Below are 23,102 nucleotides of genomic sequence, written 5' to 3' on the forward strand. Positions count from 1 at the left end.
GATCTCGCCCTGCCCGCGCCGCGCGCGCAGCAGGACGAGGCCGAGCAGGCTCAGGACGACGCGACCGACGCGACCGTCGACGCCGACGACGGCGACGGCGACCCGGACGAGCGGGCCAAGGTCCGCTCCATCCCGCGCCGCACCGCGTCCACGAGGTAGGGCCGCAGCCGCTCGGGCTCGACGATGGCGTGCACCGAGCCCATCTCCTGGGCCCGGGCCACCGAGTGCTTGGTGTCGAACTCGTCGGCCACCTCGCCGAGCTTCTCCGACCGCACGACGGGCCGGACGTCCGCGAGCTCCGCGCGCAGCTCGGCCACGTCCTCGCCGCGCTCCAGGCCCTCGCTGATGCGGCTCTCGAGGTCGGCGACGCGCGGGTCGGCGGCGGTGCGCTTGGCGACCTCCCCGGAGAACACGACCGCCGCGGCCGGCGCCCCGCCGATCACCGAGGCGTAGGAGCCCTGGACCGCGGCGATCTCCATGTCGTCGTTGAGCGTCCCGGAGAACACCACGAACGCGCCGCCGTGGTAGCGGGAGACGACGCAGAAGACGATCGGGCCGTCGAAGTTGACGACCGCCCGGCCGATCTCCGCGCCGTACTCGAGCTGCAGGCCGCGCAGCGACTCGGGCGAGCCGTCGAAGCCCGACAGGTTGGCGAGCACGACCAGGGGCCGGTTGCCGCTCGCGGCGTTGATGGCCCGCGCGGTCTTCTTCGACGAGCGCGGGAACAGCGTGCCCGCCGTCCACTGCGCGGGCCCGTCGACCGGGGGCGGCCCGCGGCGGGGGAGGGGCTTGGACTCGATGCCGATGAGCGCGACGGGGTGCCCGCCGAGGTGGGCGTCGAACACGACGACCGACTCGGCGGCCTGCATGTCCGCCCAGCGCTCGAGGGTCGCGTGGTCGGCGTCGGCGACACCGCCCATGAGCGAGCGGATGTCGAAGGGCTTCTTGCGCTCGGCGTTGACGGCCGGGTCGAAGATCTCGCCGAGCCGGTCGAAGCCGTCGCCGTGGTGGGGCGCGTCGCGCACGTCGCGGTCCACCGGGTCGTCGGTCGGCGCCGGGCGGGGGAAGCGCTCGCCGGGCACGACGTAGGTGTGCCGGTAGTGGGCGAGCAGGACGTCGACCGCGCCCGAGAGGTCGGGTGCCCAGTACTGGGCCTCGCCGTTCGGCCCCATGATCCGGTCGTAGCCGCCGATGCCGTAGTTGTCCTCGGCCGAGACGCCGCCGGAGTAGTCCAGCGACTGCTTGCCGGTGAGCACCATCGCCGAGTCCGGTGTCATGACGAGGATGCCGCGCGTGTGCATGAGCATCGTCGCCTCGGCGTTCCAGTAGGGCTGGGCGCCGACGTTGATGCCGGTGACGACGACGTTGATCTCGCCGCCGTCCTGGGTGAAGTCGATGATCGCCCGGAGCACGCGGGAGATCCAGTCCATGTTCTCGGTGCCGGAGTCCATCGCGATCTTGGCGCCGGCCGACACCGCGTACCACTCGATGGGCACGCCGTGCTCGCGCGCGAGGTCGATGGCGGCGATCACCCGGCGGCACTCGGGCTCGGCGATCGCCCCGAGGGCCCGGGTCGGGTCGCCGAGCAGCACGACGCGCGTGAGGCCCTCGGGCTGGCGGCGGGTCGGCGTCGACACCATGCCGAGCACGAAGTTCGCCGTGTTGGCGCCGTAGGGCCGGTCGACGGGGACCGGCGCCAGGGTGTCCGGGTCGAGGTCGTACTCGGTGAAGGTGCCCGGCTCGCCGTCGGCGTCGGGGCTGCGGGTCATCAGCGGGACGAGCTCGTAAGGGTAGAGCGCGCCGCGGCGTGCGGCCTTGATGACCTTCTGCGTGTACGCGTCGAGCTCGCCCATCGGGTGGCTCGGCGGGTCGGTGACCCGCAGCGTGAGCCCGGCGCCCGGCGGGCGGCTCATGCGCAGGACCAGCTCGCGCTCCGGGGTCCGGAACCGCACCATGACCTGCTCGATCCCCAGCGACTCCGTGCGCGGCGCGAGGGTGCGCACGATGCCGTCGAGCTCGGCGAGCGGCACCTCGACCACGGGCCAGACGTAGAGCAGCACGCGGTTCCAGCGCAGGCCCGCGAGGTCGGCGTCGGCGGCGCGCGCCGAGCGCAGGCTGTCCAGCGCCGCGTCGAGGACGGCCTCGACCTGGGGCAGCGCGCGGATCGAGCCGTCGTCGTCGCGCAGCACCGTGAGGTCGCGGACGTCGCCGGTGACGATGAGCCGCTGGTCCTCGGGGACGTGACGGCCGCGGGCGTGGAACAGGTGCACGTCGGTGGCCGACGGCAGGCGGGTGAGCTCGAAGTCGCGCAGCCGCCACAGGCCGAGCCGCTCGGCGACCATCGGGTGCAGGCCGCGCAGGGTGCGGTCCTCGACCGGCGCGCCCTGGTCGTCGCCCCGGAAGGTGAACCAGCTCGTCGCCGGGCCGCCGTGGTCGCCCTCGCGCACCGTGCCGCGGATGCCGACGGTCACGCGCCCGACCGCGCCCGGGACGGTGCCGATCGAGTCGCGGATCCGCGTCGCGCGCTCGTCGGGGCCGTCCGGGGACTCCGGGCCGCGCGGGGAGGTCACGTAGAGGTCGACGAGCACGGTGTCGCCGGCCGGCAGGGCCTCGATGAGCCGGTGCAGGTCGGTCGAGACCGTCGCCGGCGCGGTGGCGCCCTCGGACTCGTCGACGGTGGCGACGGTCGCCAGCACGACGTACGAGGCGCCGTCGTGGGTGTAGCGGGCGGTCAGCAGCGGGCGGCCGTCGTGCTCGTCGACGCGGACGTCGCCGAGGTCGCGGATGAGCCCGTAGTAGCGGCGGGTCATCACCTCGAGCATCGCCGCGTGGTGGCGGTCGCCGAAGACCCCGAGGATCGGTTCGCCGGACGCGACGATGTCGTCGATCTGCGCCGACCGGGTCGCGGGGTCGTCGGACAGGGCGTCCAGCTCGGCCCGGACCCGCTCCTGGGTCTCCTCGCGCTCGCGCTCGATGAGCGGGGCGTCGAAGCAGCGGAACCGCACCTGGCGGGCGAGGTCGCCGATCTGCGGGTGGCGCACCTGCGTCGCGGCGACGAGGTGGTCGAGCTCGGCGCGGTAGGCCTCGCCGCCCCCGTCGCGGTCCTGGCCCACCGACTCGGGGTGGCGCAGCCGCGCGCCCAGGAGCGCCGCCACGACGGGCTGGTGCGCCCCGGCCCGGCGGTGGGCGAGGAACATCCGGTAGAGCGCGGGGCCGAGCAGCTCGGGCGCGGCGGTGAGGTCCGGGACGCCGTAGTGCGCGAGCGCGCGGCGCAGGCGCAGCCGGAACGACTCGGGCAGCACCTCGGCGTCGGGGTCCCGCGAGCGCAGGTAGGCGTAGAAGTACTCCTGCGGGTTGCGCGCCGACTCCTCGTCGACGGCCGTGTCGTCGAGCTCGCCCGGCCCGCCCTCGAGGCGGCGGTTGCGCGAGAGCGCGGAGAGGTCCGCGACGATCCGCAGGATGCCGATCTCGTCGGAGAGCAGGCCCGGGTCGTCGGCCGGGAGCTCCTCGCGGGCCCGGTCGAGCGCGTCGAGCAGGGGCCGGGCCTCGCGCTCGTCGACGTCGTAGCCCAGGACGAGCGCGCGCAGGGCCGCGAGCGCGTCGTGCGCCCGGGTGCGGGCGTCGCCCTGCTCGTCCTCGGGGCGGGGCGAGGCCAGGGCGGCCAGGCTGACCCGCTCCTCGCCCGCCGCCGCGGCGGGGTCGTCGGCGTCGGGCTCGAGGCGGACCAGGCGGGTGCCGCCCTCGACCTGGGTGTTGGCGTCGACCAGCACCTCGGCCACCCGTCCGGTGACCGGCGCCCGCAGCGCCGTCTCGAGCTTCATGCTCTCGACGACCGCCACGACGTCGCCCTCGGTGACCGCGTCGCCGGGGGAGACGGGGATCGAGACGACCATCGCCGGCGCGGGGGCGCGCACCAGCCCGGCCTCGCCGCCCGCGATGCGGTGCACGGCGCCGTCGACCTCGACGAGGTAGTCCGGGCCCTGCGCCACCGAGAGCACGCCGAAGGTCTGGCCGCCGACGGTCAGCCGGCGCTCGAAGCGCCCGGAGCGCTCGACGACCACGTCCACCCCGGCGCCGTCGCCGTCGAGCACCACGCGGTAGTGCGACGGCCGGGTCCGGGCCACCCGCAGCCGGTAGGACTCGCCGACGACGCGGACGTCGACCTGGTGCCACACCTCGTGGCCGACCTCGGGCCGGCCGCGCTCGGCGGAGAGGAACAGGCGCCCCTGCTGGCGGAACTCGTGGGCCTCGTGGGCCTCGACGGCCGCCGCGAGCAGCGCGACGTCGACCCGGCGCGGCGGGGTGTAGCCCTCGGCCATCATCGTGTCGAGCCACGTCGTGTCCGCGGTGCCCTCGCGGACCTCGGGGCGCGAGAGCAGGTCGAGCAGGAACGCCTTGTTGGTCGTGCCGCCCTCGACGACGACGGCGGTCTGGCGGATCGCGCGGGCGAGGCGGGCGCGGGCCTCGTCGCGGTCGCGGCCCCAGGCGATCACCTTGGCGATCATCGAGTCGTACTGCGGCGGGATGACGTCGCCGGTGGCCACGCCCGTGTCGACGCGGATGCCCGGGCCGGCGGGCAGCACGAGGTGGCGGATCGCGCCGGGCGCGGGCGCGAAGCCGTGCTCGGGGTCCTCGGCGGTCAGCCGGGCCTCGATGGCGTGGCCGGAGGCCGGGGGCTCGATGGGGTCTGCCATCACCGCGTCGCCCAGGACGTCGGCCAGCGAGCCGCCCATCGCCACGTGCAGCTGGAGCTTGACGACGTCGACGCCGGTGACCGCCTCGGTGACCGGGTGCTCGACCTGCAGGCGGGTGTTGACCTCCATGAACGACAGGACCTGCTGCCGCGGGTCGTAGAGGAACTCGACGGTGCCGGCGTTGACGTAGTCGGCCGCGCGGGCGAGGTCGGCGGCGCTGCGGCGCAGCAGCCGGTCCTGCTCCGCGTCGAGGGCGGTCGACGCCGACTCCTCGATGACCTTCTGGTTGCGGCGCTGGACGCTGCAGTCGCGGACCCCGAGCGTCACCACCCCGCCGTGCCCGTCGGCGACGACCTGCACCTCGACGTGGCGCCCGCCACGCACCGCGCCCTCGAGGAACACGGTGCCGTCGCCGGCGGTGCGCTCGCCCTCGGCCGACGCGCGCGTGAAGGCGTCGTCGAGGTCCTCGGCGCGGGCGACGAAGCGGATGCCCCGGCCGCCGCCGCCCGCGGTCGCCTTGACCATGAGCGGGAAGCCGATCTTCTCGGCGGCCGCGCGGGCGGCCTCGACGTCGGCGACCGGCCCGCCGCTCCACGGGGCCATCGGCACGCCGACGCTCTCCGCGATCCGCTTGGACTCGATCTTGTCGCCGAGCCGGCGCATGGTCTCCGAGCCCGGCCCGACGAAGGTGACGCCCAGCCGCTCGCACAGCGCCGCGAACTCCGCGCGCTCCGAGACGAAGCCCCAGCCCGGCCAGACGGCGTCGGCCTCGCGGGCGACGAGGGCCCGCTCCAGCTCGGCGAGGTCGAGGTAGGGGACCGGCCCCATGTCCTCGGGGTCGTCGGGGCCGATGAGGACCGCCTCGTCTGCCTCGCGCACCGCCATCGCGTGCCGGTCGACCGCCGTGTGCACGGCGATGGTGCGGATCGGGGGGAGCTCGCCCTCGTGCTCGGCGTTCCACTCCCGGACGGCGTTGATCAACCGCATGGCGGGCTCGCCACGGTTGACGATCGCGAGACGCCGGAACGGACGAGGGGGCACGCTCACGGTCGCCGACCCTAACGGCGACGGGCCGTCGCGCGAGTCCTCGCGGCGGGCCGCTACGCCGGCAGGCGGAAGATCGGCGTCCCGTCGGCCCGCCGGACCGGTTCAGTCGCGGGCGCGGGCCGCCGGGAACGTCAGCAGACCCGGGACGTGCCCGACCCCCCGGCGCGGGACGACGACCCGGTGCCGCGGTGCCTCCTCGCGCAGGGAGCGCAGGAGGTCGGTCACCGACCGGCCCTCGCCGTGCGCGCCGGACCGGGCGGGCTCGGTCGCGGCGAGGTCGCTGAAGATCGGCGTGGGCTCCATCGCCGGCGACGCTAGCCGCGGGCCTCGTCCTCCGTCCGGACCTGACCACGATCGTGGGCGGTGGTGTCACCCGGCGGCGTGGCCGGGCGACGCAGCACCCGGACGAGCCGCACGACGACCCCCACCGCCCCCAGCCCGCCGAGGACGACGAGCACCGCCTCGCCCCACCCGTCGAGCGCGCCCTGGATGATCACCGCGTGGCCCACGCCCAGCACGACGACGAGCCCGGCGAGGCTCCCGTGCACGAACCGCCAGGTGGCCGCGGACCAGGGCAGGCGCCGCCGCAGCAGGCCGAGCAGCGTGACGACGACGAGCAGCACCGTCGCGAACAGCGCCATCCGCGCCCGCGTCGGCCCGTCCGGCGACATCGAGTAGAGCGCGTCGTCCGGGCTCTCGACGACCAGCGCGACCACGTGCACGGCGACGAGCGCGGCGACGATCCCGCCGACCCGGACGTGCGCGCCGACCCGGCGCCGGGTCAGCCAGGGCTGGACCGCCAGCGCGGCGACCGCGACACACGCCGCCAGCGTCGACACCACCACCACCGGCGAGGCCTGGGCGAGGTGCGGGGCGGCCAGCGCGAGGGCGACGAGCAGCGCGCCGCCGAGCGCCGCGACCGCGACGAGGACCCTCACGACACCGGCGCCAGCGTCAGGTCGACGACGGCGAGGGTGTCGTCGGCGCGCAGGACGTGGCGCTGCCACACCGAACGCCACGGGCTGTCGTCGGGGTCGTGGGCGACGTGGACGTTGGGCTCGCCGAACTGGGCGACGGCCGGGTCGGTCGAGACGCGGTAGCGGCCGTCGGGACCCGTGAGCACGGTCGTGCGGTTCTCCCGCTCGCTGCCGAGGGCGGTCTGCAGCCACACCTGCACGGGCACGCCGGGCAGGGGGCGGCAGGCGGTGTCGCGCACGAGGCCCGTGACCACGAGCCCGCGGCCCAGCGGCACGTCGAACGGGGCGTCCTCGCGGTAGTTGTTGTCCCCGCCGGGGTTGGTGACGGTCGGGGCGCACGACGCGCCGGGCAGGGGCGGGGGGAGCGCAGCGACCGGCGCGGCGACCGCACCGGCGGACTCGCCGACCTGGCGCGCCCCGGTCCCCGACTCGTCGGAGTTCCACAGCGCGGCGGCGATCATCGCCACGAGCAGCACGACCGCGCCCACCGCGAGGGGGTGCGGGCCGGTGCGGGTGGTGGGCACGTCACCAGGGTGCCCTGCGCGCGGATCAGGCGGGGACGCGGGCGAGCACGACGGAGTTGACGACGTCGGTGTGCGGGTGCAGGACCGCCAGCGGCTCCAGCCCGCCGAGGCCGTCGCCGGCGACGTCGAGCACGGGGTAGAGCAGGCCGCGCAGGGAGTGCGCGCTGCGGGCCAGCACGGTCGCTCCGGGGCGCATCCGGGCCCGGACGTGGGCCAGCGCCGCGGTCTTGGCGTCGGGGTCGAGGCCGACGAGGGCGGCCACGCAGACGAGGTCGTAGCCGGCGAGGTCGTCGAGGTGCAGGACGTCGCCCTCGCGGACGGTGACGTCGTCGCCGAGCGCCCGGGCCACCGCGCCGCCGAGCGCGACCGCCTCGGCGTCGACGTCCACCGCGTCCACGGCGACGCCGTACCGGGCGAGCAGGAGCGCCGAGAGCGGCAGGGGCCCGGCGCCGACGAACAGGGCCCGCCGCGGCGGGAGGGGGGCGTGGCCGGCGACGGCGTGGTACTCGATCCGCGTGAGGTCGCGGTAGTTCTGCAGGTAGGGGAAGCGCTCGAGGGCGGCGGCGGGATCGTCGGCGGCGAGGACGCGGCGGGCCCACGCCCGCTCCAGGGCGTACTCGCCGGCCGAGCACCGTGCCCGCAGGTCCGGGAGCCGGTCGGTGAGCTGTGGGTCGGCGAGGACGGCGTCGACGACGTGGGCCGGGCGCGGGACGACGGCCAGCCCGACGAGGCGGGTGAACAGGGCGTCGGTGCCGGGGCCGGGCTCGAGCGTCGGGGCGGCGACGAGGGCGTCGTGCAGGGCGAGGATCTCGGTGACGAGGGCGGCGGCCCCGCGGTCGGGCGTGCAGGCCCGCACGGGCACCCGGGCCGGGAGGTCGAGCGGGCGTTCGGCACGGCTGCGGGCGGCGGCCCGGGCGGCGGGTCGGGCAGCGGGTCGGTCGAACGGGGTGCTCATCGGGAGTGGACCTCCACCGGGCGGGGCGTCGTCGGCCGGTCACCCATGGAACACGATCTGTCGCCCTGGCACGATACGTAAACGTGTACGCAACCGACAACGTCGACGCGACCCGCGCGTTCGCCCACCTGCCGGACCCGGCGCACGTCGAGGTCGCCGTCGAGGGGCTGCGGATGCTCGCCGACCCGACCCGGTTGCGGATGTTGTGGCTGCTCTGCGGCGCGGAGCTCGACGTCTCGACGCTCGCCGACCGGCTCGGAGCGACGCGGCCCGCGATCTCGCAGCACCTCGCGAAGCTCCGGCTGGCGGGCCTCGTCACCCAGCGGCGTGCGGGACGTCACGTCCTCTCGCGTGCGCGGGACCACCACGTCGGCGAGCTCCTCGACGTGCTCGTGCACGACGCGGGACACCGTAGGGCGATGAGCGCGCACCCCGCGGGGGGCGCGCCGTAGGGTCCGGCGCCGTGGGGGAGGCAGCACCGGACGTCCCGGACGCGCCGGACGGGCGGCTGGGCGAGGTCGTCGCCGCGCTCGCCGCGGGACGCACCGCCGCGCAGGTCGTCGACGCCGAGGGGCGCCTGGCGTGGGTGTCCGAGCAGATGCAGCTGCTGGCCGGCATCGACGACGGCACCGACCTCGGCCTCGGGCACCACCTCGACGAGGTCCTCGAGCGCGAGGTCTGGCACGACCTGCTGACCGCCGAGGCCGTCGACACGCTGCGCCACGAGCTGCACCCGCGCCTCGCCGACCCGGGGAGCACGCCGCTGTGGGTGCTCGCGCTGGACCTGCGGGTCGGCGGGCGGCAGCGGGGCGTCGGCATGCTCGGGGTGACGCTGCGCCACCCCGACGGGAGCCCGCTGGGCGCGGTGCTGATCTACGCCCCGCTGCTGCCGGCGCGGGTGCTGGCGCTGGTCAGCGAGGGCGACGAGGCCATGTTCACGCGGATGGCGGACCTCTCCGCGCCCGCGCAGCGGCCGGCCGCCGTGGTGTTCGCCGACATCGACGGCTCCGGCCCGCTGTCGCGGCGGCTGCCGACGCCGGTGTACTTCGAGCTGGTCCGGGGGGTGACGACGGCGTTCGACGAGCTCGTCGGGCGCCACGGCGGCATCGTCGGCAAGCACGCGGGCGACGGGGCGAGCGCCTACTTCCTCAGCGACTCCCACGGGTCCGACGCCGCGGCCGCGGGCGCGGCGCTGCGGACGGTCCAGGAGCTGCCGGGGGTCGTCGCCGACGTCGTCGCGGACCTCGCCGAGAGCGGGGCGGAGATCCGCCGCGAGGACTGCCTCATGAACATCGGCGCGCACTGGGGCGCCGACCTGTTCATCGGCCAGATCGTCACCGGCGGGCGCCTGGAGGTGACGGCGCTCGGCGACGAGGTCAACGAGTGCGCGCGGGTCGAGCAGGTCGCGAGCGGGGGCCAGCGGCTGGTGACGAAGAACCTGGTCGAGCGCCTCGACGACGAGGCCGCGAACGCCCTGGGCCTGCGCCCGCGGAGCCTGACCTACCGGATGCTCGCCGAGCTCACCCGCGACGGCGAGGCCGCGGGCGGCAAGGCCGAGCGCGACGCCGGGTCGCTCGCGGTCCACGATCTGGGCCCCAGCGGGCTACGGTGACCGGCGTGAGCGCCGCCGAGAAGTCGTCGTTGATCAGCGAGGAGGAGCGGCAGCGGCTGACCACCGCCCGCGACCGCATCCGCGAGGAGTTCCTGTTCTCCCGTGAGCACCGCCCGCCGTCGACCGGCAAGGGCATCCACCACACGGCCCTGATCTGCCGCGACGTGCGCACGACCGTGGAGTTCTACCAGAACGTGGCCGGCTTCCCGGTCACCGTGCTGTTCGAGAACCGCGACCTCGCGGGCTCGACGCACTTCTTCTTCGACGTGGGCAACGGCAACTGCCTGGCCTTCTTCGACCTGCCCGGCGTCGACCCCGGCCCCTACGACGAGGTGCTCGGCGGGCTGCACCACATCGCCATCTGCGTGCCCGGCACCCAGTGGTACGGGATCAAGAGCCGGCTCGACGAGCGCGGGATCGAGTACATGGTCGAGTCGCAGGTCTCGATCTACACGCGCGACCCCGACGGCGCCCGCATCGAGTTCATCATGGACCCGCTCGGCGAGATGTACGGCGAGGACACCGTCTGACGCAGGGGTGGGTCAGCGTGGCGTCCACGCTGTCACCGGACGCGCGGAAATCCCCCACGATCACGGGGCTCAGTAGCCCGACACCGCGCCGCCCGCCAGGTCCTGGCGGGCGGCGGCGGTGCCGTCGCGCAGGCGCGCGAGGTGGTCGCCGACGAGCCGGGGGTCGGCGGGCCGGGGCGGGCGCGCCCGGGCGGGCGGCCGGATCGTGCCGGGCGCGAGCCGGGCGGCGGGCTCGCGGATCGGGAGCCCGGCGGCCGTGAGGTCGGGCGTCGGCGCGTGCAGGGCGCTGCGCGCGGCGTCGTACCCGCGGTCGGCGGGGGAGGTCCAGGCCGGGTCGTCCTGCGCCGGCGCCGCGTCGACGTCGAGGAACCAGGCGGAGAGCTCGTCGAAGATGGGCTCGTCGTCCGCCGGGCGGCGGTGGGCGCCGTGCTCGCGGTCCGGCGCCCGGTCGGGGGGCGCCGCCGCGGGACCGCCGTCGAACAGCGGCGCCTGCGCACGTGGCCGCGCGACCGGCTGCTCCGGGATCGTCGGCTGGTCGAACGCTGCCGTCGGCTCGGGGACGACCGGGCCCGGGGCCTCCCGCGGCGGTGCCTCCCGTGGCGGGGGCGGCGGCGGCACCGTCGAGATCTCGCCGGACGGCGGCGGGGGCGGGACGACCACCTCGGGCCGCGGCGCCGGACGGGGCCGCACCTCGGGCTCCGCGGGCGTCTCCGGTCCGGTCGGTCTCGTCGCGGTCATGGGACGCGCGGCGCCCCAGCGCGACATCAGCTCCCGCACCTCGGCGTCGTCGGCGGCCGGCACCCGCAGCACGGGGACCCCGTAGCGCCGCAGCCGCCGGCGGAACCGCTCGGGGAGCTGGGCGTGGCGCATCCCGTCGAGCTGCTCGAGGTACTCGCCGCCCGGCGTCGGTCGACCGGCGAACGGCAGGTCGTCCTGGACGAACCGCCACAGCGCGCGGAGACGTTCGCGGCCGTCGAGGACGACCTCGCGCTCCTCCCCGCCGGCGACGACGAGCGGGGGGATCGGCCAGTCCCGCACGACGGTGTCGACGAGGAGCTGCTGGCGGCGCGTGTCCCAGGTGCCCGTGTCGGACCAGCCCGGATCGAGCTCGCCACGGCCGATCCGCGCGAGCAGCACCTCGAGCTCGACGACGGTGTGGTGGAGCTCCATGGCTGATCTCCGGGGCTGGCGGGTCCCGATCGCGCGACGGCCGACGCCCGGGGAGCCGGGCGCCGTCGCGATCGTAGGAGGTCAGGTGCCCCGCGCGGGCGGGTAGGACACCACTGGGCCTTCCGCACGAACGGGGCACCCGGCGACGGCGCACGCTGATCGTGGGGGGTTTCCTGACGTCCAGTGCCAGCGTGGACGCCAGGCTGGCACACCTCGCGAGCCACAGGGCGCCCGAGCGTCAGCGGCCCCGCCAGACCGGGGCGCGCTTCTCGGCGAAGGCCGCGGCGCCCTCGCGGGCGTCCTCGCTGTTCAGCACCGGCCCCAGGATCTCGCCCTGGCGCGCCCAGACCTCGTCCGCCGGCCAGGTCGGCGACTCGACGATGACCTGCTTGCTCGCCCGCACCGCGAGCGGCCCGTTCGCGCCGATCCTCCCCGCCAGCTCGCGGGCGCCGTCGAGCGCGCCGCCGGGCGCGGTCAGGTGGTTGACCAGGCCCCAGCGGTGGGCGTCCGCCGCCGACATCGGGTCGCCCGTGAGCGCGAGCTCCATGGCCACGGCCCGCGGGATGCGCGTCGGCAGGCGCAGCAGCCCACCCGCGGCGGCCGCGAGCCCGCGCTTGACCTCCGGGATCCCGAAGCTCGCCTCCTCCGACGCGACGACGAGGTCGCACGAGAGCGCCAGCTCGCAGCCCCCGGCGAGCGCGGGGCCCTCGACGGCGGCGATCAGGGGCTTGGCCGGTGGGCGCTGGGTGATGCCGGCGAAGCCCCGGTCCCCGATGTGCGGGCGCTCGCCGCGGAGGAACGCCTTGAGGTCCATGCCGGCGCTGAAGAACCCGCCGGCGCCGGTGAGGATGCCGGTGACCAGCGCGTCGTCGCCGTCGAGCTCGTCGAGGGCGTCGGCGATGCCCTGCGCGACCGCGGTGTTCACCGAGTTCCGGGCCTTCGGCCGGTCGATCGTGATGACCAGCGTCGTGCCCTCGCGCTCGGTGCGGAGGACCTGCTCGTCGGGGTCGGGGGAGCTCACCGCGGCGCCATCCGGATCGCGCCGTCGAGACGGATCGTCTCGCCGTTGAGCATCGGGTTCTGCAGCATCGAGACCGCCATCTGCCCGTACTCGGCCGGGTCGCCGAGGCGTCGGGGGTGGGGCACCGAGTCGCCGAGGGCCTTCCGCACGTCCTCGGACAGCGTCGCGAACAGCGGGGTGTCGAAGAGCCCCGGGGCGATGGTGTTGACCCGGATCAGCTTCGAGGCGAGGTCGCGCGCGGCGCACAGCGTCATCGACACGACGCCGCCCTTCGACGCCGAGTAGGCCATCTGCCCGATCTGGCCCTCGAACGCGGCCACCGACGCCGTCATGATCATCGCGCCGCGCTCGCCGTCCACCGGCTCGGTGCGGGCGATCGCGGCGCCGGCGAGGCGCAGGGCGTTGAACGACCCGAAGAGGTTGACGCGCACGACGCGCTCGAAGGCCTCCATGTCACCGGGGTCGCCGTTCTTCTCGACGACGCGGGTGAGGCTGCCGATGCCGGCGCAGTGTACGAGCGCGCGGAACGGCCCGGCGGCCTCGGCCGCGGCGACCGCCTGGCCCAGGGCGTCGGCGTCGGTGACGTCGGCGGCCACGAACTCACCGCCGAGGTCGGAGGCCACCTCCTTGCCGTTCGACGACGGCAGGTCGGCGACGACCACGCGCCCGCCGGCCGCGGTGATCGCCTTCGCGGTGGCCAGGCCGAGGCCCGACGCGCCGCCGGTGACGAGGGCCGAGACGCCCTGCAGATCCATGATCGGAGTCCTCCCGTGGTCGTGGTGCGGACCGCACCGTAACCAGTCACGGCTGACCGTGTCACCGGGTCCGGCTGCCGGCCCGCGTCCCGGTCACCGCGGCGGCGACGCCCGCCACCACGAGCACCAGCACCGACGCGCCGACGACCGCCGCCCACGGCGCGACCGTCTCGATCAGCACGCCGGCCAGGGGCGAGGCGATCGTCGCCCCGACCATGAGCGCGGAGCTGTGCAGGCCGGTCGCGACGCCGCGCGCCGCGTCCGGTGCGAGGCGCCCGACGGTCTCGGCGGCCGCGGCCAGGGCGGGCGCGCAGAACGCGCCGGCGGGCACGAGCAGCAGCGTGATCGTCCACCACGGCCCGCCGAGGGCCACCGGCAGCGACCCGGCCGCGAGCAGCGCCAGCAGCGCGGCCGTCGGCGGCGTCCGGCGTGCGGCCCCGTAGATCCAGCCGCCGAGCAGCGACGCCGCGCACCAGACGGTGTTGGCGAGCGCGAACCACGCCGTCTCGTCGCGGGCGGTGAGCATCGCGACGACCGCCAGCTCGGTCGCGGTGAGCATGAGGATGGCCGCGCCGGTCGAGGCGAGGGCGACGAGCATCGGGCTGCGCAGCCACGTCCGCAGCCGCGGCGGCCTCCCGCCGTGGGCGACGCCGGGTGGCCGCACGGGCGGGTCCAGCCGGGCCAGCGCCGCGGTCGCCAGCACGAACGCGCCGCCGACGACCCACGGCCCGGTGCCGGGCAGCGTCAGGGCCACCAGCGTGCCCAGCGCCGGCCCGACCGCGTAGGTGACCTCCACCGACATCGCGTCGAGCGCGAACGCGGGCCGCTGGTGCTCGGCCGGCACCGAGGCGGCCAGCGACTGGCGCACGATCGAGAACGCCGGCGGCATGAGCAGCCCGGCGACAAGGGCGGCGGGCACGAGCGCGGTGGCGCCCAGCAGCGGCACGACGGCCCAGAACACCGCCTGCACGACCCCGCACAGCGCCAGGACCGGGCGCAGCCCGTGGCGGTCGATCAGCCGTCCCAGCAGCGGCGCCCCGAGCGCCACGCCCGCGGTGACCGCGCCCCCGACGAGCCCCGCGGCCGCGAAGCCGCGGTCCATCCCCACCGCGACGTGCAGCGTGAGGAACACCCCGACCGCGGTGACGGGCAGCCGCGCGGCGAACCCGATCGCCACCAGCGGTGCGAGGCCGGGCAGGCGCAGCACCGCCCGGTACGTGGCGAGGCTCCCGCCGACCGCCGTGTCCGCCACCCCGCCATCATCACCCGCGGGCGCCGGCCGCCCCGCGACGATCACCCCGGGCACGTCTGTCCGCCCCCGCGCGTGGGCACACTGCCGACCATGACCGCCCCGACCGACCCGCCCGTCCTGCCCACCGCGAGCTACGCCGTCACCGCCGCGACCGGCCACCTCGGCCGCCTCGCCGTCGACGCCCTGCTGCGGCGCGGGGTGCCCGCGCGCAACGTCTTCGCGCTCGTGCGGCAGCCGGACAAGGCCGGCGACCTCGCCGACCTCGGCGTCGGCGTCCGCGAGGCCGACTACGACCGTCCCGACACCCTCGACCCGGCCCTCGAGGGCATCGAGCGCCTGCTGCTCGTGTCGAGCCCCACGGTCGGCAACCGGCTCGAGCAGCACACGAACGTCCTGCGCGCCGCGGACGCCGCCGACGTCGGGTTCGTCGTCTACACGAGCGTGCTGCACGCCGACGAGACCGAGCTGGCGCTCGCCCCGGAGCACGCCGCGACCGAGGACGTCCTGCAGGGCTCGGGCATGCCGTTCGCGGTGGCCCGCAACGGCTGGTACGTCGAGAACTACACCGGCCGCCTCGACGAGTACCTCGCGCGCGGGGAGATCGTCGGTGCCGCGGGCGACGGCCGCGTCTCCGCCGCCACCCGCGCCGACTACGCCGAGGCCGCGGTCTCGCTGCTCACCGGCGACATCGCCGACCAGCAGGGCTACTGGGAGCTCGGCGGCCCGGCCTTCTCGATGACCGAGCTCGCCGCCGCGATCACCGAGGTCACCGGCATGGAGGTGACCTACCGCGACCTGTCCGCCGAGGAGTACACCGACGTCCTGCGCAGCGCGGGGATGGACGAGGACACCGCCGCGTTCGTCACGGGCCTCGAGCTCTCCACCGCCCGCGGCGAGCTGGAGACCGACAGCCCGGCGCTGGAGAACCTGCTCGGCCGCGCGCCGACGTCGCTGCGCGACGCGATCCGGGCGGCGCGGCTGTAGCTTCCCCGGTCATGGAGACCTTCCACGGACGCGAGGAGCTGGTCGCGTCGCTGGGGCGCGAGCTCGGGCCGGGGGAGTGGCTGGAGATCGGCCAGGACCGGATCGACGGGTTCGCCGACGTCACCGGCGACCACCAGTGGATCCACGTCGACCCCGAGCGCGCGGCGGGCGGGCCGTTCGGCGCGACGGTGGCGCACGGGTTCCTCACCCTGTCCCTGGTGCCGCTGCTCCTCGACGGCCTGCGCCGCGTGGAGGGCACCCGGATGGGGCTGAACTACGGCCTGGAGCGCGTGCGCTTCCCGTCCGCGGTGCGCTCGGGCACCCGGGTGCGGGCCCGCTCCACGCTCGTCGACGCCACCGACGTCGGCGAGGGCGGGCTCCAGCTCGTCACGCGCGTGACGATCGAGGTCGAGGGCTCGGCGAAGCCGGCGTGCGTCGCCGACCTCGTGACCCGCGCCTACTTCTGAGCGGCCGCTACCGGAGGGTGATCGGGCACGGACGGTGAGGCGTGCGGGCCGTGCGGTGCGACGAACGGGACGGGAACGCGACGGGACGGCCCCCAATCGGGGCAGTTCGGAGGTCGTGGGCGGGGGCCCCGGGTTGCGGCCGACCGGCACCGGGTAAACACCTGTTCACACCGGGCCGCGTCGATGCGGCGGCGGTGCGAGGAGGTGGTCGTCATGGACGCCCCCACACCGATCTGGCGATCGGCCCACCCCGGTGCCGAGGCGCTCCCTTTCCCCTCCTGGTGGCTCACCGCCACCGACCTCGCCCGGGCCTCGGTCGAGACGGTCGCCTGGCACACGGTGCGGCACGTCCTGCCGACGGGCGGCCGTGGTGACGGGCGCCCGGTGCTCGTCATCCCCGGGTTCTGCACCAGCGACCTCGCCACGGGCTCCCTGCGCGCCCACCTGCGCAAGCGTGGCTTCCACACCCACCGGTGGACCCTCGGACTCAACCGCGGCTTCACCGACGACATCCTCCACGGCCTGCTCGAGCGCTTCGACGAGCTGCACGCCCGCCACGGGCGCAAGATCGCGATCGTCGGCTGGAGCCTGGGCGGGCTGATGGCCCGCTGGCTCGCGCAGCTCCGTCCCGACGCCGTCGAGCGCATCATCTGCCTGGGCTCGCCGTGGCGCGCCGAGGCCGAGGAGAACCGGGTGTCCGGCGCCTTCCGGGCCGCCGAGCGCCACTGGGGCTTCTCGTCGGACACCGCGGACGTCGTCGACCTCATCCGCCGCCCCGTGCCGGTGCGGTCGATCGCCGTGTACTCGCCGTTCGACGGCCTGCTGCACGGCGAGGGCTGCCGCCAGGACGACGGGGACCTGTGCGAGAACGTCGTCGTGCCGGGCAGCCACTGCGGGCTGACCCACAACCCCGCGGCGGTCGTCGCCGTCGTCGACCGGCTCGAGGTGCCGCTGGACCGCTGGCGGCCCTTCCGCTGGGCGTCGGCGGTGTCGCACGGCTTCGCGGGCGACGGTCGGACCCCCGAGCAGCGAGCGGCGGCCGTGCCCCCCGCGCCGGTCGCGGCGGCGGCCTGAACCGGATCGGTCGCCCGCGACCGATCGAGACGTGGATCTCACAGCCGTCCATCGGCCGGAGGTGTACGACGGTCGGTAGGAGGTGAGCATCAATGGCTGATGTCTCCCGGCTGCCGTGGGCGATCACCGACCACTGGGACTGGCAGCGCCACGCCGCGTGCCGCGGCATGAACTCCGAGGTGTTCTTCCACCCCGACGGAGAGCGCGACCCCCGGCGCAGCCAGCGTGTCGAAGCAGCGGCACGCATCTGCTCGGGGTGCTCGGTCCGCGAACCCTGCCGGGACTGGGCCCGCCGCGTCGCCGAGCCCTACGGCGTGTGGGGCGGCGAGAGCGAGCAGGAACGCCGCGAGCACCTCGCCCGCGTCCGGACCGACCGCAGCGCCTGACCCGCTCGCGGGGGAGTGGCAGGCTGGTGACCATGGACGCGCCGACGGTGTGGGCCCGTGGTCACCTCGCCGACGGGGACGGGCGGGTGGTCCACGTCGACGTCAACGGACTGCCCGTCGCGTGCACCGTCCCCGCCGACGACGACGTGCCGGAGGGGGCCACCTCGTACGGCCTGCTCGCCGCGTCCCTGTCCTCCTGCACCGCGATGTCGGTGCGCACGTTCCTCCAGCGCTGGGAGTGCGACGGCAGCGACGTCGAGGTGGACGTGGCGTTCGAGTCCTCGTCCCCTCCGGTCATGCACCGCCGGGTCCGCCTCACCGCACCCCTCGACGAGGACGCCCGCCGCCAGCTCGCGTCCGTCGTCGACAGCACCCCGGTGACGATCCTGCTGCGCGACGCCCTGGTGATCGTCACGCAGCTGGACGTGCGCACACCCTGAGGGTCAGACCCCGCCGTCGAGCAGCGTGTGGAGCCGGACGATGCGCCCGTCCTGCGTGAGGGCGATGTCGGTGCCGGTGACGACGGGCTCGCCGCCCTCGGGGCCGAGCGCCCAGGTCAGGACGCCGAGGTCCCCGCTGACCCGGACGGGCCCGGTGGGACGGAAGGCGAACGCCGGCGGCGCGTCGGCGAGCAGCGCGGCCACCTTGGCGTCGATCGCGTCGCGACCGCGCACCGCGCCCTCCGGGTCCTGGAACAGGACGTCGGCGTCGTAGAGCTCGTCGATCACGGCGCGGCGGCGCGCGTCGTCGCGCTCGCCGAACACCTCGAGCAGGTTGCGGGTCAGGATGTCCTCGACGTCGGCCATGCCGCGATCATGCCGCGATCACGCCCCGGATCACGAGCGCGGCAGCACGCTCGTGAACACCCGGTGCGCCGCGGCCTTGACCTGGTCGGGCAGGACCCCGTTCACCGCGGCCTGGGCCTTCACCCACGGCGAGCCGCCGACGACCGCCGTCCGCCCCTTCATCATCGCCGCGTAGCCCTGCGCCGCGACCGTCGCGGGGTCGTCGACGGCCGAGCGGGCGAGCAGCGTGCCGTCGAGGCCCGCGCGGCGGAAGAAGTCGGTGTCGGTGGGGCCGGGCATCAGCGAGGTGACGGTGACGCCGGTGTCGCGCAGCTCGTCGGCGAGCGCCTCGGCGAGCGACTGCACGAACGACTTCGCCGCGTTGTACACCGGCTGGCCCGGGCCGGGCATCGTCGAGGCGATCGACGACGTGATCAGCAGCTTGCCGTGGTCCCGCGCCGTCATGTCCGTGAGCAGCAGGTGGGCGAGGTGCACGACGCCGCGGACGTCGAGGTCGACCACGCGTAGCTGGTCGGCGACCGGCGCGTCGAGGAAGGCGCGGCCCTGACCGACGCCGGCGTTGAGCGCGGCCGCGGCGAGGGGGCGGGGGAGGGCGGCGTGGAGCGTGCGGACCCCGTCCTCGGTCGCGAGGTCGGCCTGCACGACGTGCACCTCCACGTCGTGCCCGTGCAGCTCCCGGGCGGCGTCGGAGATCGCGGCGTCCTCCGCGGAGACGACGAGGTCGTGGCCGTGGCGGGCGAACTCGTGCGCGAGCGCGAGACCGATCCCGCGCGAGGCGCCGGTGACGAGGGCGAGGGGGCGTGCCATGCGACAGGGCCTACCCGGAGGTAGCCGCCCCGCACGCGTCGGCGACCCGGCTGGAATACCCGTAGCCACTTCAACGCTTGTAGCAACTATCGAGCACGAGTGATGGGGTGACGAGATGACCGAGCTGCTGCTGGTCCCCGTCGACGACAACGTGGTCTTCCCGGGGATGACCGTGGTGGTGCCGGCCGCCGAGGTGGGGCCGGTCGAGGCGGGCGAGCAGGTCCTGCTCGTCCCGCGTCACGAGGGGACGTTCGCCGCGGTCGGCACGGTCGCCGACGTCGGTGGACGCACACGCCTGCCGAACGGTGTGACGGCGGTCCAGCTGACCGGCGTCCACCGCGGGCGCGCGGGCACGGGCCGGACCGACGACGAGGGACGCCTCCGCGTGGAGGTGACCGCCCACCCGGACGCGGTGGAGCGCGACGGCCGGATCCGCGAGCTGGAGACGACGTACCGCGCGGTGGTCGAGGAGGTCCTCGAGCTGCGCGGTGACGACGGCCGGGTGTCGGCGGTGCTGCGCGGCATCGACGAGCCCGGGGCGCTGGCCGACACGTCGGGCTGGGCGCCGGAGATCCCGTACGACGAGAAGGTGTCGCTGCTCGCGACGCTGGACGTCCGCGAGCGCCTGGAGCTCGCCCTGCGCCTGCAGCGCGAGCGGCTCGCCGAGCTGCAGGTGCGCAAGTCGCTGCGCGAGGACGTCGAGTCCGGCGCGGCCAAGCAGCAGCGCGAGTACGTGCTGCGCCGCCAGCTGGAGGCGATCCGCAAGGAGCTCGGGGAGGGCGGCGACGACGCCGGCTCCGGCGACGACTACCGGGCGAAGATCGCCGAGGCCGGCATGCCCGACCACGTGCGCGAGCAGGCCGAGCGCGAGCTCGCCCGCCTCGAGCGCGCCGGCGACCAGTCCGGCGAGTCCTCGATGATCCGGACCTACCTCGACTGGCTGCTCGCCCTGCCCTGGGCGCAGCGGTCCGCCGAGCAGCTGGACCCGACGGCCGCGCGCGGCGTCCTGGACGCCGACCACACCGGCCTCGAGGACGTGAAGGACCGCATCGTCGAGTACCTGGCCGTCCGCAAGCTGCGCCGCGACCGCGGCGTGGAGGACGACAAGAAGGCCGGCACGATCCTCACGCTGGTCGGGCCTCCGGGCACCGGCAAGACCTCGATCGGCGAGTCCGTGGCCCGCGCGATGGGCCGCGAGTTCGTCCGGATGTCGCTCGGCGGCGTCCGCGACGAGGCCGAGATCCGCGGTCACCGGCGCACCTACGTCGGCGCCCTGCCCGGGCGTCTGGTGCGGGCGCTGCGCGACGCGGGCACGATGAACCCGGTGATCCTGCTCGACGAGGTGGACAAGGTCGGCGCCGACTGGCGCGGCGACCCGTCCGCCGCGCTGCTGGAGGTCCTGGACCCGGCGCAGAACCACGCGTTCCGCGACCACTACCTCGACGTCGAGATCGACCTCTCGCAGGTGGTGTTCCTGGCGACGGCCAACCAGCTCGACACGATCCCGGGTCCGCTGCTCGACCGCATGGAGGTCATCTCCTTCGACGGCTACACCGTCGAGGAGAAGGTCGCCATCGCGCGTGACCACCTGCTGCCGCGGCAGATCACGAGTGCCGGCCTCACGGTCGACGACGTGACCGCCGACGAGTCGGCACTGCGGCTCGTGGTGTCCGAGTACACCCGCGAGTCCGGCGTCCGCCAGCTCGACCGCGAGCTGGGCAAGCTGACCCGCAAGATCGCGACGGAGATCGCCTCCGGGGCGAGCGGCGTCGTCGTGGACACCGACGTGGTGCGCAGGCACCTGGGCCGGCAGCGGGTCTTCACCGAGTCCGTCGAGCGGACCGCGGTGCCCGGCGTCGCGACCGGCATGGCCGTGACCGGCGCGGGCGGCGACGTCCTGTTCATCGAGGCGGCCGCCATGGCGGGCGACGAGGGGCTGGTCCTGACCGGCCAGCTCGGCGACGTCATGAAGGAGTCGGCCCGGATCGCCCTGTCGTGGGTGCGCTCGCACGACGCGGAGCTGGGCATCGCGCAGGACGCGTTCACGGGGCGCTCGTTCCACGTGCACGTCCCCGCGGGCGCGATCCCGAAGGACGGGCCGTCGGCCGGCGTCACGATGGCGACGGCGCTGGTCTCGCTGCTCACCGGCCGCCCGGTGCGGCACACGGTGGCGATGACCGGCGAGCTGACCCTGCAGGGTCGCGTGCTGCCGATCGGCGGCGTGAAGCAGAAGGTGCTGGCCGCGCACGCGGCGGGCCTGACGCAGATCGTCGTCCCGGAGCGGAACCGCGCCGACCTCGACGACGTCCCCGCCGACGTCGCCGGGCAGCTGGAGTTCCACCCGTCGATGACGATCAGTGAGGTCCTGGACGTGGCTCTCGAGCCCGTCTCCCAGGGCCTCGAGGTGGCCGCCTGACATGTGCTCACGGGAGCCGATACCGCCCGAGGTGCGCGCGCTGACGGCACTGCTGGAGCGACGCTGGTCGCTCTCGGTGCTCTACGCCGCGCACCTCGGTGCGGTCCGGTTCTCGGAGTTCGAGCAGGCCCTCGGCCAGGTGCCGCCCGCGACGCTCGCGGCGCGCCTGGCCGATCTCGAGGCGGCGGGGCTCATCGAGCGGCGGGTGCTCGACACCCGCCCGCCCCGCACCGAGTACGCCCTCTCCGCGGAGGGCCGGCGCCTGGCGCCGTTGCTGGAGGCGCTGACCACCTGCAGCCGCGACCGGCGACCCCGTTGACGTGGGGCCCTACGCTCACGGCGTGAAGGTCCTGCTCCTCGAGAACATCCATCCGGTCGCCGCCGACGCGCTGCGCGCCCGGGGCTTCGAGGTCGACGTGCGCTCGTCGGCCCTGAGCGGCCCCGAGCTGGCCGACGCCCTGCCCGGGGTGTCGCTGCTCGGCATCCGGTCCAACACCACGATCACCGCCGACGTCCTCGACGCCGGCAAGGACCTGCTGGCCGTCGGCTGCTTCTGCATCGGCACCAACCAGGTCGACCTCCCCGCCGCCGCCGAGCGCGGCGTCGCGGTCTTCAACGCGCCCTTCTCCAACACGCGCAGCGTCGTCGAGCTGGTGCTCGGCGAGATCATCGCGCTGGTGCGCCGGCTGCCCGAGAAGACGCAGCGCATGCACGAGGGCATCTGGGACAAGTCGGCGCGCGGCAGCCACGAGTTCCGCGGGCGCACGCTGGGCATCGTCGGCTACGGCAACATCGGCACCCAGCTGGGCAACATGGCCGAGGCCGTCGGGCTCCGAGTGATCTTCTACGACACCGCCGACCGCCTCGCCCACGGCAACGCCCGCCGCGTCGAGTCGCTCGAGGCGCTGCTGGCCGAGGCCGACATCGTGAGCCTCCACGTCGACGGCCGCCCCGGGAACGCCGGCCTCTTCGGCGCCGAGCAGTTCGCGCAGATGAAACCGCGCTCGATCTTCATCAACGCCTCGCGCGGCATGGTGATCGACGACGAGTCGCTGCGCGAGCACATCCTGTCCGGGCACCTCGCGGGCGCCGCGATCGACGTCTTCCCGATCGAGCCCAAGGCCCAGGGCGACGCCTTCGAGTCGCCGCTGCGCGGGCTCGACAACGTGATCCTCACCCCGCACGTCGGGGGCTCCACGCAGGAGGCGCAGGAGGAGATCGGGCACTTCGTCAGCGGCAAGCTGCTCAACTTCGTCACCACCGGCGTCACCGCGCTGTCGGTGAACATGCCGGAGGTCGCCCTCCCCGCGGCGCCCCACGCGTTCCGCACCGGCTTCCTGCACACCAACACCCCGGGCGTGCTGGCGGGGATGAACCAGGTCCTCATCGACCACGGCGTCAACGTCGTCAGCCAGGCGCTCGCGACCCGCGGCGAGCGGGGCTACGTGCTGACCGATACCGAAGGCGCCATCCCGGACGAGGCGCTGTCGGACCTGCGCCGGTCGTCCCACACCGTGTGGTTGCGGACCTGGGCGTCCTAGTAGCTTCCCGGCGCGCCACGGAGACGCAGTCCCAGCGCGAGCGCCGGTGGGCGACGTCGAGTCGGTCCAGGGCCGCCTCGCAGA

General features: G+C 75.3%; 22 protein-coding genes. 11 read left to right on the top strand and 11 right to left on the bottom strand.

The window, feature by feature from the left end; translation table 11 throughout:
* Nucleotides 1-50: 50 nt before the first annotated feature.
* The 5 genes from PH190_RS08060 to PH190_RS08080 all read right to left on the bottom strand — a co-directional run bounded on the left by PH190_RS08060 (nt 51) and on the right by PH190_RS08080 (nt 8,197).
* Complete coding sequence (locus PH190_RS08060; protein ID WP_274230982.1) at nt 51-5,741, bottom strand: ATP-binding protein; 5,691 nt, start codon at nt 5,739-5,741, stop codon at nt 51-53.
* Nucleotides 5,742-5,843: 102 nt separating this feature from the next.
* Nucleotides 5,844-6,044, bottom strand: coding sequence for a hypothetical protein (locus PH190_RS08065; RefSeq protein WP_274230983.1), 201 nt, complete (start codon nt 6,042-6,044; stop codon nt 5,844-5,846).
* An 11-nt stretch (nt 6,045-6,055) separates the two neighbouring features.
* The gene (locus PH190_RS08070) at nt 6,056-6,679 is read right to left on the bottom strand and encodes a hypothetical protein (RefSeq protein WP_274230984.1); all 624 of its coding nucleotides are present in this window, start codon (nt 6,677-6,679) and stop codon (nt 6,056-6,058) included.
* Nucleotides 6,676-7,242, bottom strand: coding sequence for a peptidase associated/transthyretin-like domain-containing protein (locus PH190_RS08075; RefSeq protein WP_274230985.1), 567 nt, complete (start codon nt 7,240-7,242; stop codon nt 6,676-6,678). Before PH190_RS08075 ends, PH190_RS08070 begins: the two co-directional genes overlap by 4 nt.
* Nucleotides 7,243-7,267: 25 nt before the next feature.
* Nucleotides 7,268-8,197 carry a nicotianamine synthase family protein gene (locus PH190_RS08080; RefSeq protein WP_274230986.1) on the bottom strand — a complete coding sequence of 310 codons (930 nt, stop codon included), beginning with the start codon at nt 8,195-8,197 and terminating at the stop codon, nt 7,268-7,270.
* An 83-nt stretch (nt 8,198-8,280) separates the two neighbouring features.
* Between PH190_RS08080 and PH190_RS08085 the strand changes: the two genes are divergently transcribed.
* From PH190_RS08085 to PH190_RS08095, 3 genes are read left to right on the top strand one after another with little or no spacing between them, the layout of a single operon-like run.
* Nucleotides 8,281-8,649 (top strand): ArsR/SmtB family transcription factor, encoded by a 369-nt coding sequence (locus PH190_RS08085; RefSeq protein WP_274230987.1) that lies wholly within the window; start codon nt 8,281-8,283, stop codon nt 8,647-8,649.
* Nucleotides 8,650-8,660: 11 nt separating this feature from the next.
* Nucleotides 8,661-9,809, top strand: a complete 1,149-nt coding sequence (locus tag PH190_RS08090; protein WP_274230988.1) for an adenylate/guanylate cyclase domain-containing protein — start codon at nt 8,661-8,663, stop codon at nt 9,807-9,809.
* A gap of 5 nt (nt 9,810-9,814) precedes the next feature.
* Nucleotides 9,815-10,339: a VOC family protein gene (locus PH190_RS08095; RefSeq protein WP_420791599.1), complete on the top strand. Its 525-nt coding sequence runs from the start codon at nt 9,815-9,817 to the stop codon at nt 10,337-10,339.
* Nucleotides 10,340-10,408: 69 nt separating this feature from the next.
* On the opposite strand, the gene PH190_RS08100 is transcribed toward PH190_RS08095, so the two are convergent.
* From PH190_RS08100 to PH190_RS08115, 4 genes are all read right to left on the bottom strand, one after another.
* Nucleotides 10,409-11,509, bottom strand: coding sequence for a DUF262 domain-containing protein (locus PH190_RS08100; RefSeq protein ID WP_274230989.1), 1,101 nt, complete (start codon nt 11,507-11,509; stop codon nt 10,409-10,411).
* 238 nt (nt 11,510-11,747) lie between these two features.
* Complete coding sequence (locus PH190_RS08105; protein WP_274230990.1) at nt 11,748-12,530, bottom strand: crotonase/enoyl-CoA hydratase family protein; 783 nt, start codon at nt 12,528-12,530, stop codon at nt 11,748-11,750.
* Nucleotides 12,527-13,285, bottom strand: a complete 759-nt coding sequence (locus PH190_RS08110) for an SDR family NAD(P)-dependent oxidoreductase (RefSeq protein ID WP_274230991.1) — start codon at nt 13,283-13,285, stop codon at nt 12,527-12,529. Before PH190_RS08110 ends, PH190_RS08105 begins: the two co-directional genes overlap by 4 nt.
* Nucleotides 13,286-13,346: 61 nt before the next feature.
* A complete protein-coding gene (locus tag PH190_RS08115; protein ID WP_274230992.1) occupies nt 13,347-14,537 on the bottom strand; it encodes an MFS transporter in 1,191 nt (396 codons plus the stop codon).
* A 90-nt stretch (nt 14,538-14,627) separates the two neighbouring features.
* Here PH190_RS08115 and PH190_RS08120 point away from each other — a divergent pair, with 90 nt between their 5' ends.
* The 5 genes from PH190_RS08120 to PH190_RS08140 all read left to right on the top strand — a co-directional run bounded on the left by PH190_RS08120 (nt 14,628) and on the right by PH190_RS08140 (nt 17,888).
* Nucleotides 14,628-15,521: an SDR family oxidoreductase gene (locus tag PH190_RS08120; RefSeq protein ID WP_274230993.1), complete on the top strand. Its 894-nt coding sequence runs from the start codon at nt 14,628-14,630 to the stop codon at nt 15,519-15,521.
* Between the two features lie 11 nt (nt 15,522-15,532).
* A complete protein-coding gene (locus tag PH190_RS08125; RefSeq protein WP_274199416.1) occupies nt 15,533-15,988 on the top strand; it encodes a MaoC family dehydratase in 456 nt (151 codons plus the stop codon).
* Nucleotides 15,989-16,201: 213 nt separating this feature from the next.
* Nucleotides 16,202-17,062, top strand: a complete 861-nt coding sequence (locus tag PH190_RS08130; protein WP_274230994.1) for an esterase/lipase family protein — start codon at nt 16,202-16,204, stop codon at nt 17,060-17,062.
* A 92-nt stretch (nt 17,063-17,154) separates the two neighbouring features.
* Nucleotides 17,155-17,448, top strand: a complete 294-nt coding sequence (locus PH190_RS08135) for a WhiB family transcriptional regulator (RefSeq protein ID WP_274230995.1) — start codon at nt 17,155-17,157, stop codon at nt 17,446-17,448.
* A gap of 32 nt (nt 17,449-17,480) precedes the next feature.
* Complete coding sequence (locus PH190_RS08140) at nt 17,481-17,888, top strand: OsmC family protein (RefSeq protein ID WP_274230996.1); 408 nt, start codon at nt 17,481-17,483, stop codon at nt 17,886-17,888.
* A 3-nt stretch (nt 17,889-17,891) separates the two neighbouring features.
* On the opposite strand, the gene PH190_RS08145 is transcribed toward PH190_RS08140, so the two are convergent.
* Entirely contained in the window at nt 17,892-18,254 is a 363-nt protein-coding gene (locus PH190_RS08145; protein ID WP_274230997.1) for a nuclear transport factor 2 family protein, read from the bottom strand.
* Between the two features lie 30 nt (nt 18,255-18,284).
* Nucleotides 18,285-19,061 carry an SDR family NAD(P)-dependent oxidoreductase gene (locus tag PH190_RS08150; protein WP_274230998.1) on the bottom strand — a complete coding sequence of 259 codons (777 nt, stop codon included), beginning with the start codon at nt 19,059-19,061 and terminating at the stop codon, nt 18,285-18,287.
* A gap of 115 nt (nt 19,062-19,176) precedes the next feature.
* On the opposite strand from PH190_RS08150, the gene lon reads away from it, so the two are divergent.
* Genes lon through serA form a run of 3 tightly spaced genes read left to right on the top strand, consistent with a single transcriptional unit; the run spans nt 19,177 to nt 23,018 of the window.
* Nucleotides 19,177-21,477 (top strand): endopeptidase La, encoded by a 2,301-nt coding sequence (gene lon / locus PH190_RS08155; RefSeq protein WP_274230999.1) that lies wholly within the window; start codon nt 19,177-19,179, stop codon nt 21,475-21,477.
* A gap of 1 nt (nt 21,478) precedes the next feature.
* Nucleotides 21,479-21,796, top strand: coding sequence for a winged helix-turn-helix transcriptional regulator (locus PH190_RS08160; protein ID WP_274231000.1), 318 nt, complete (start codon nt 21,479-21,481; stop codon nt 21,794-21,796).
* A gap of 22 nt (nt 21,797-21,818) precedes the next feature.
* Complete coding sequence (gene serA / locus PH190_RS08165; RefSeq protein ID WP_274231001.1) at nt 21,819-23,018, top strand: phosphoglycerate dehydrogenase; 1,200 nt, start codon at nt 21,819-21,821, stop codon at nt 23,016-23,018.
* The last annotated feature ends 84 nt before the right edge of the window (nt 23,019-23,102 follow it).

This window comes from Actinomycetospora straminea (assembly GCF_028737255.1).
Taxonomy (GTDB): Bacteria; Actinomycetota; Actinomycetes; order Mycobacteriales; family Pseudonocardiaceae; genus Actinomycetospora; species Actinomycetospora straminea.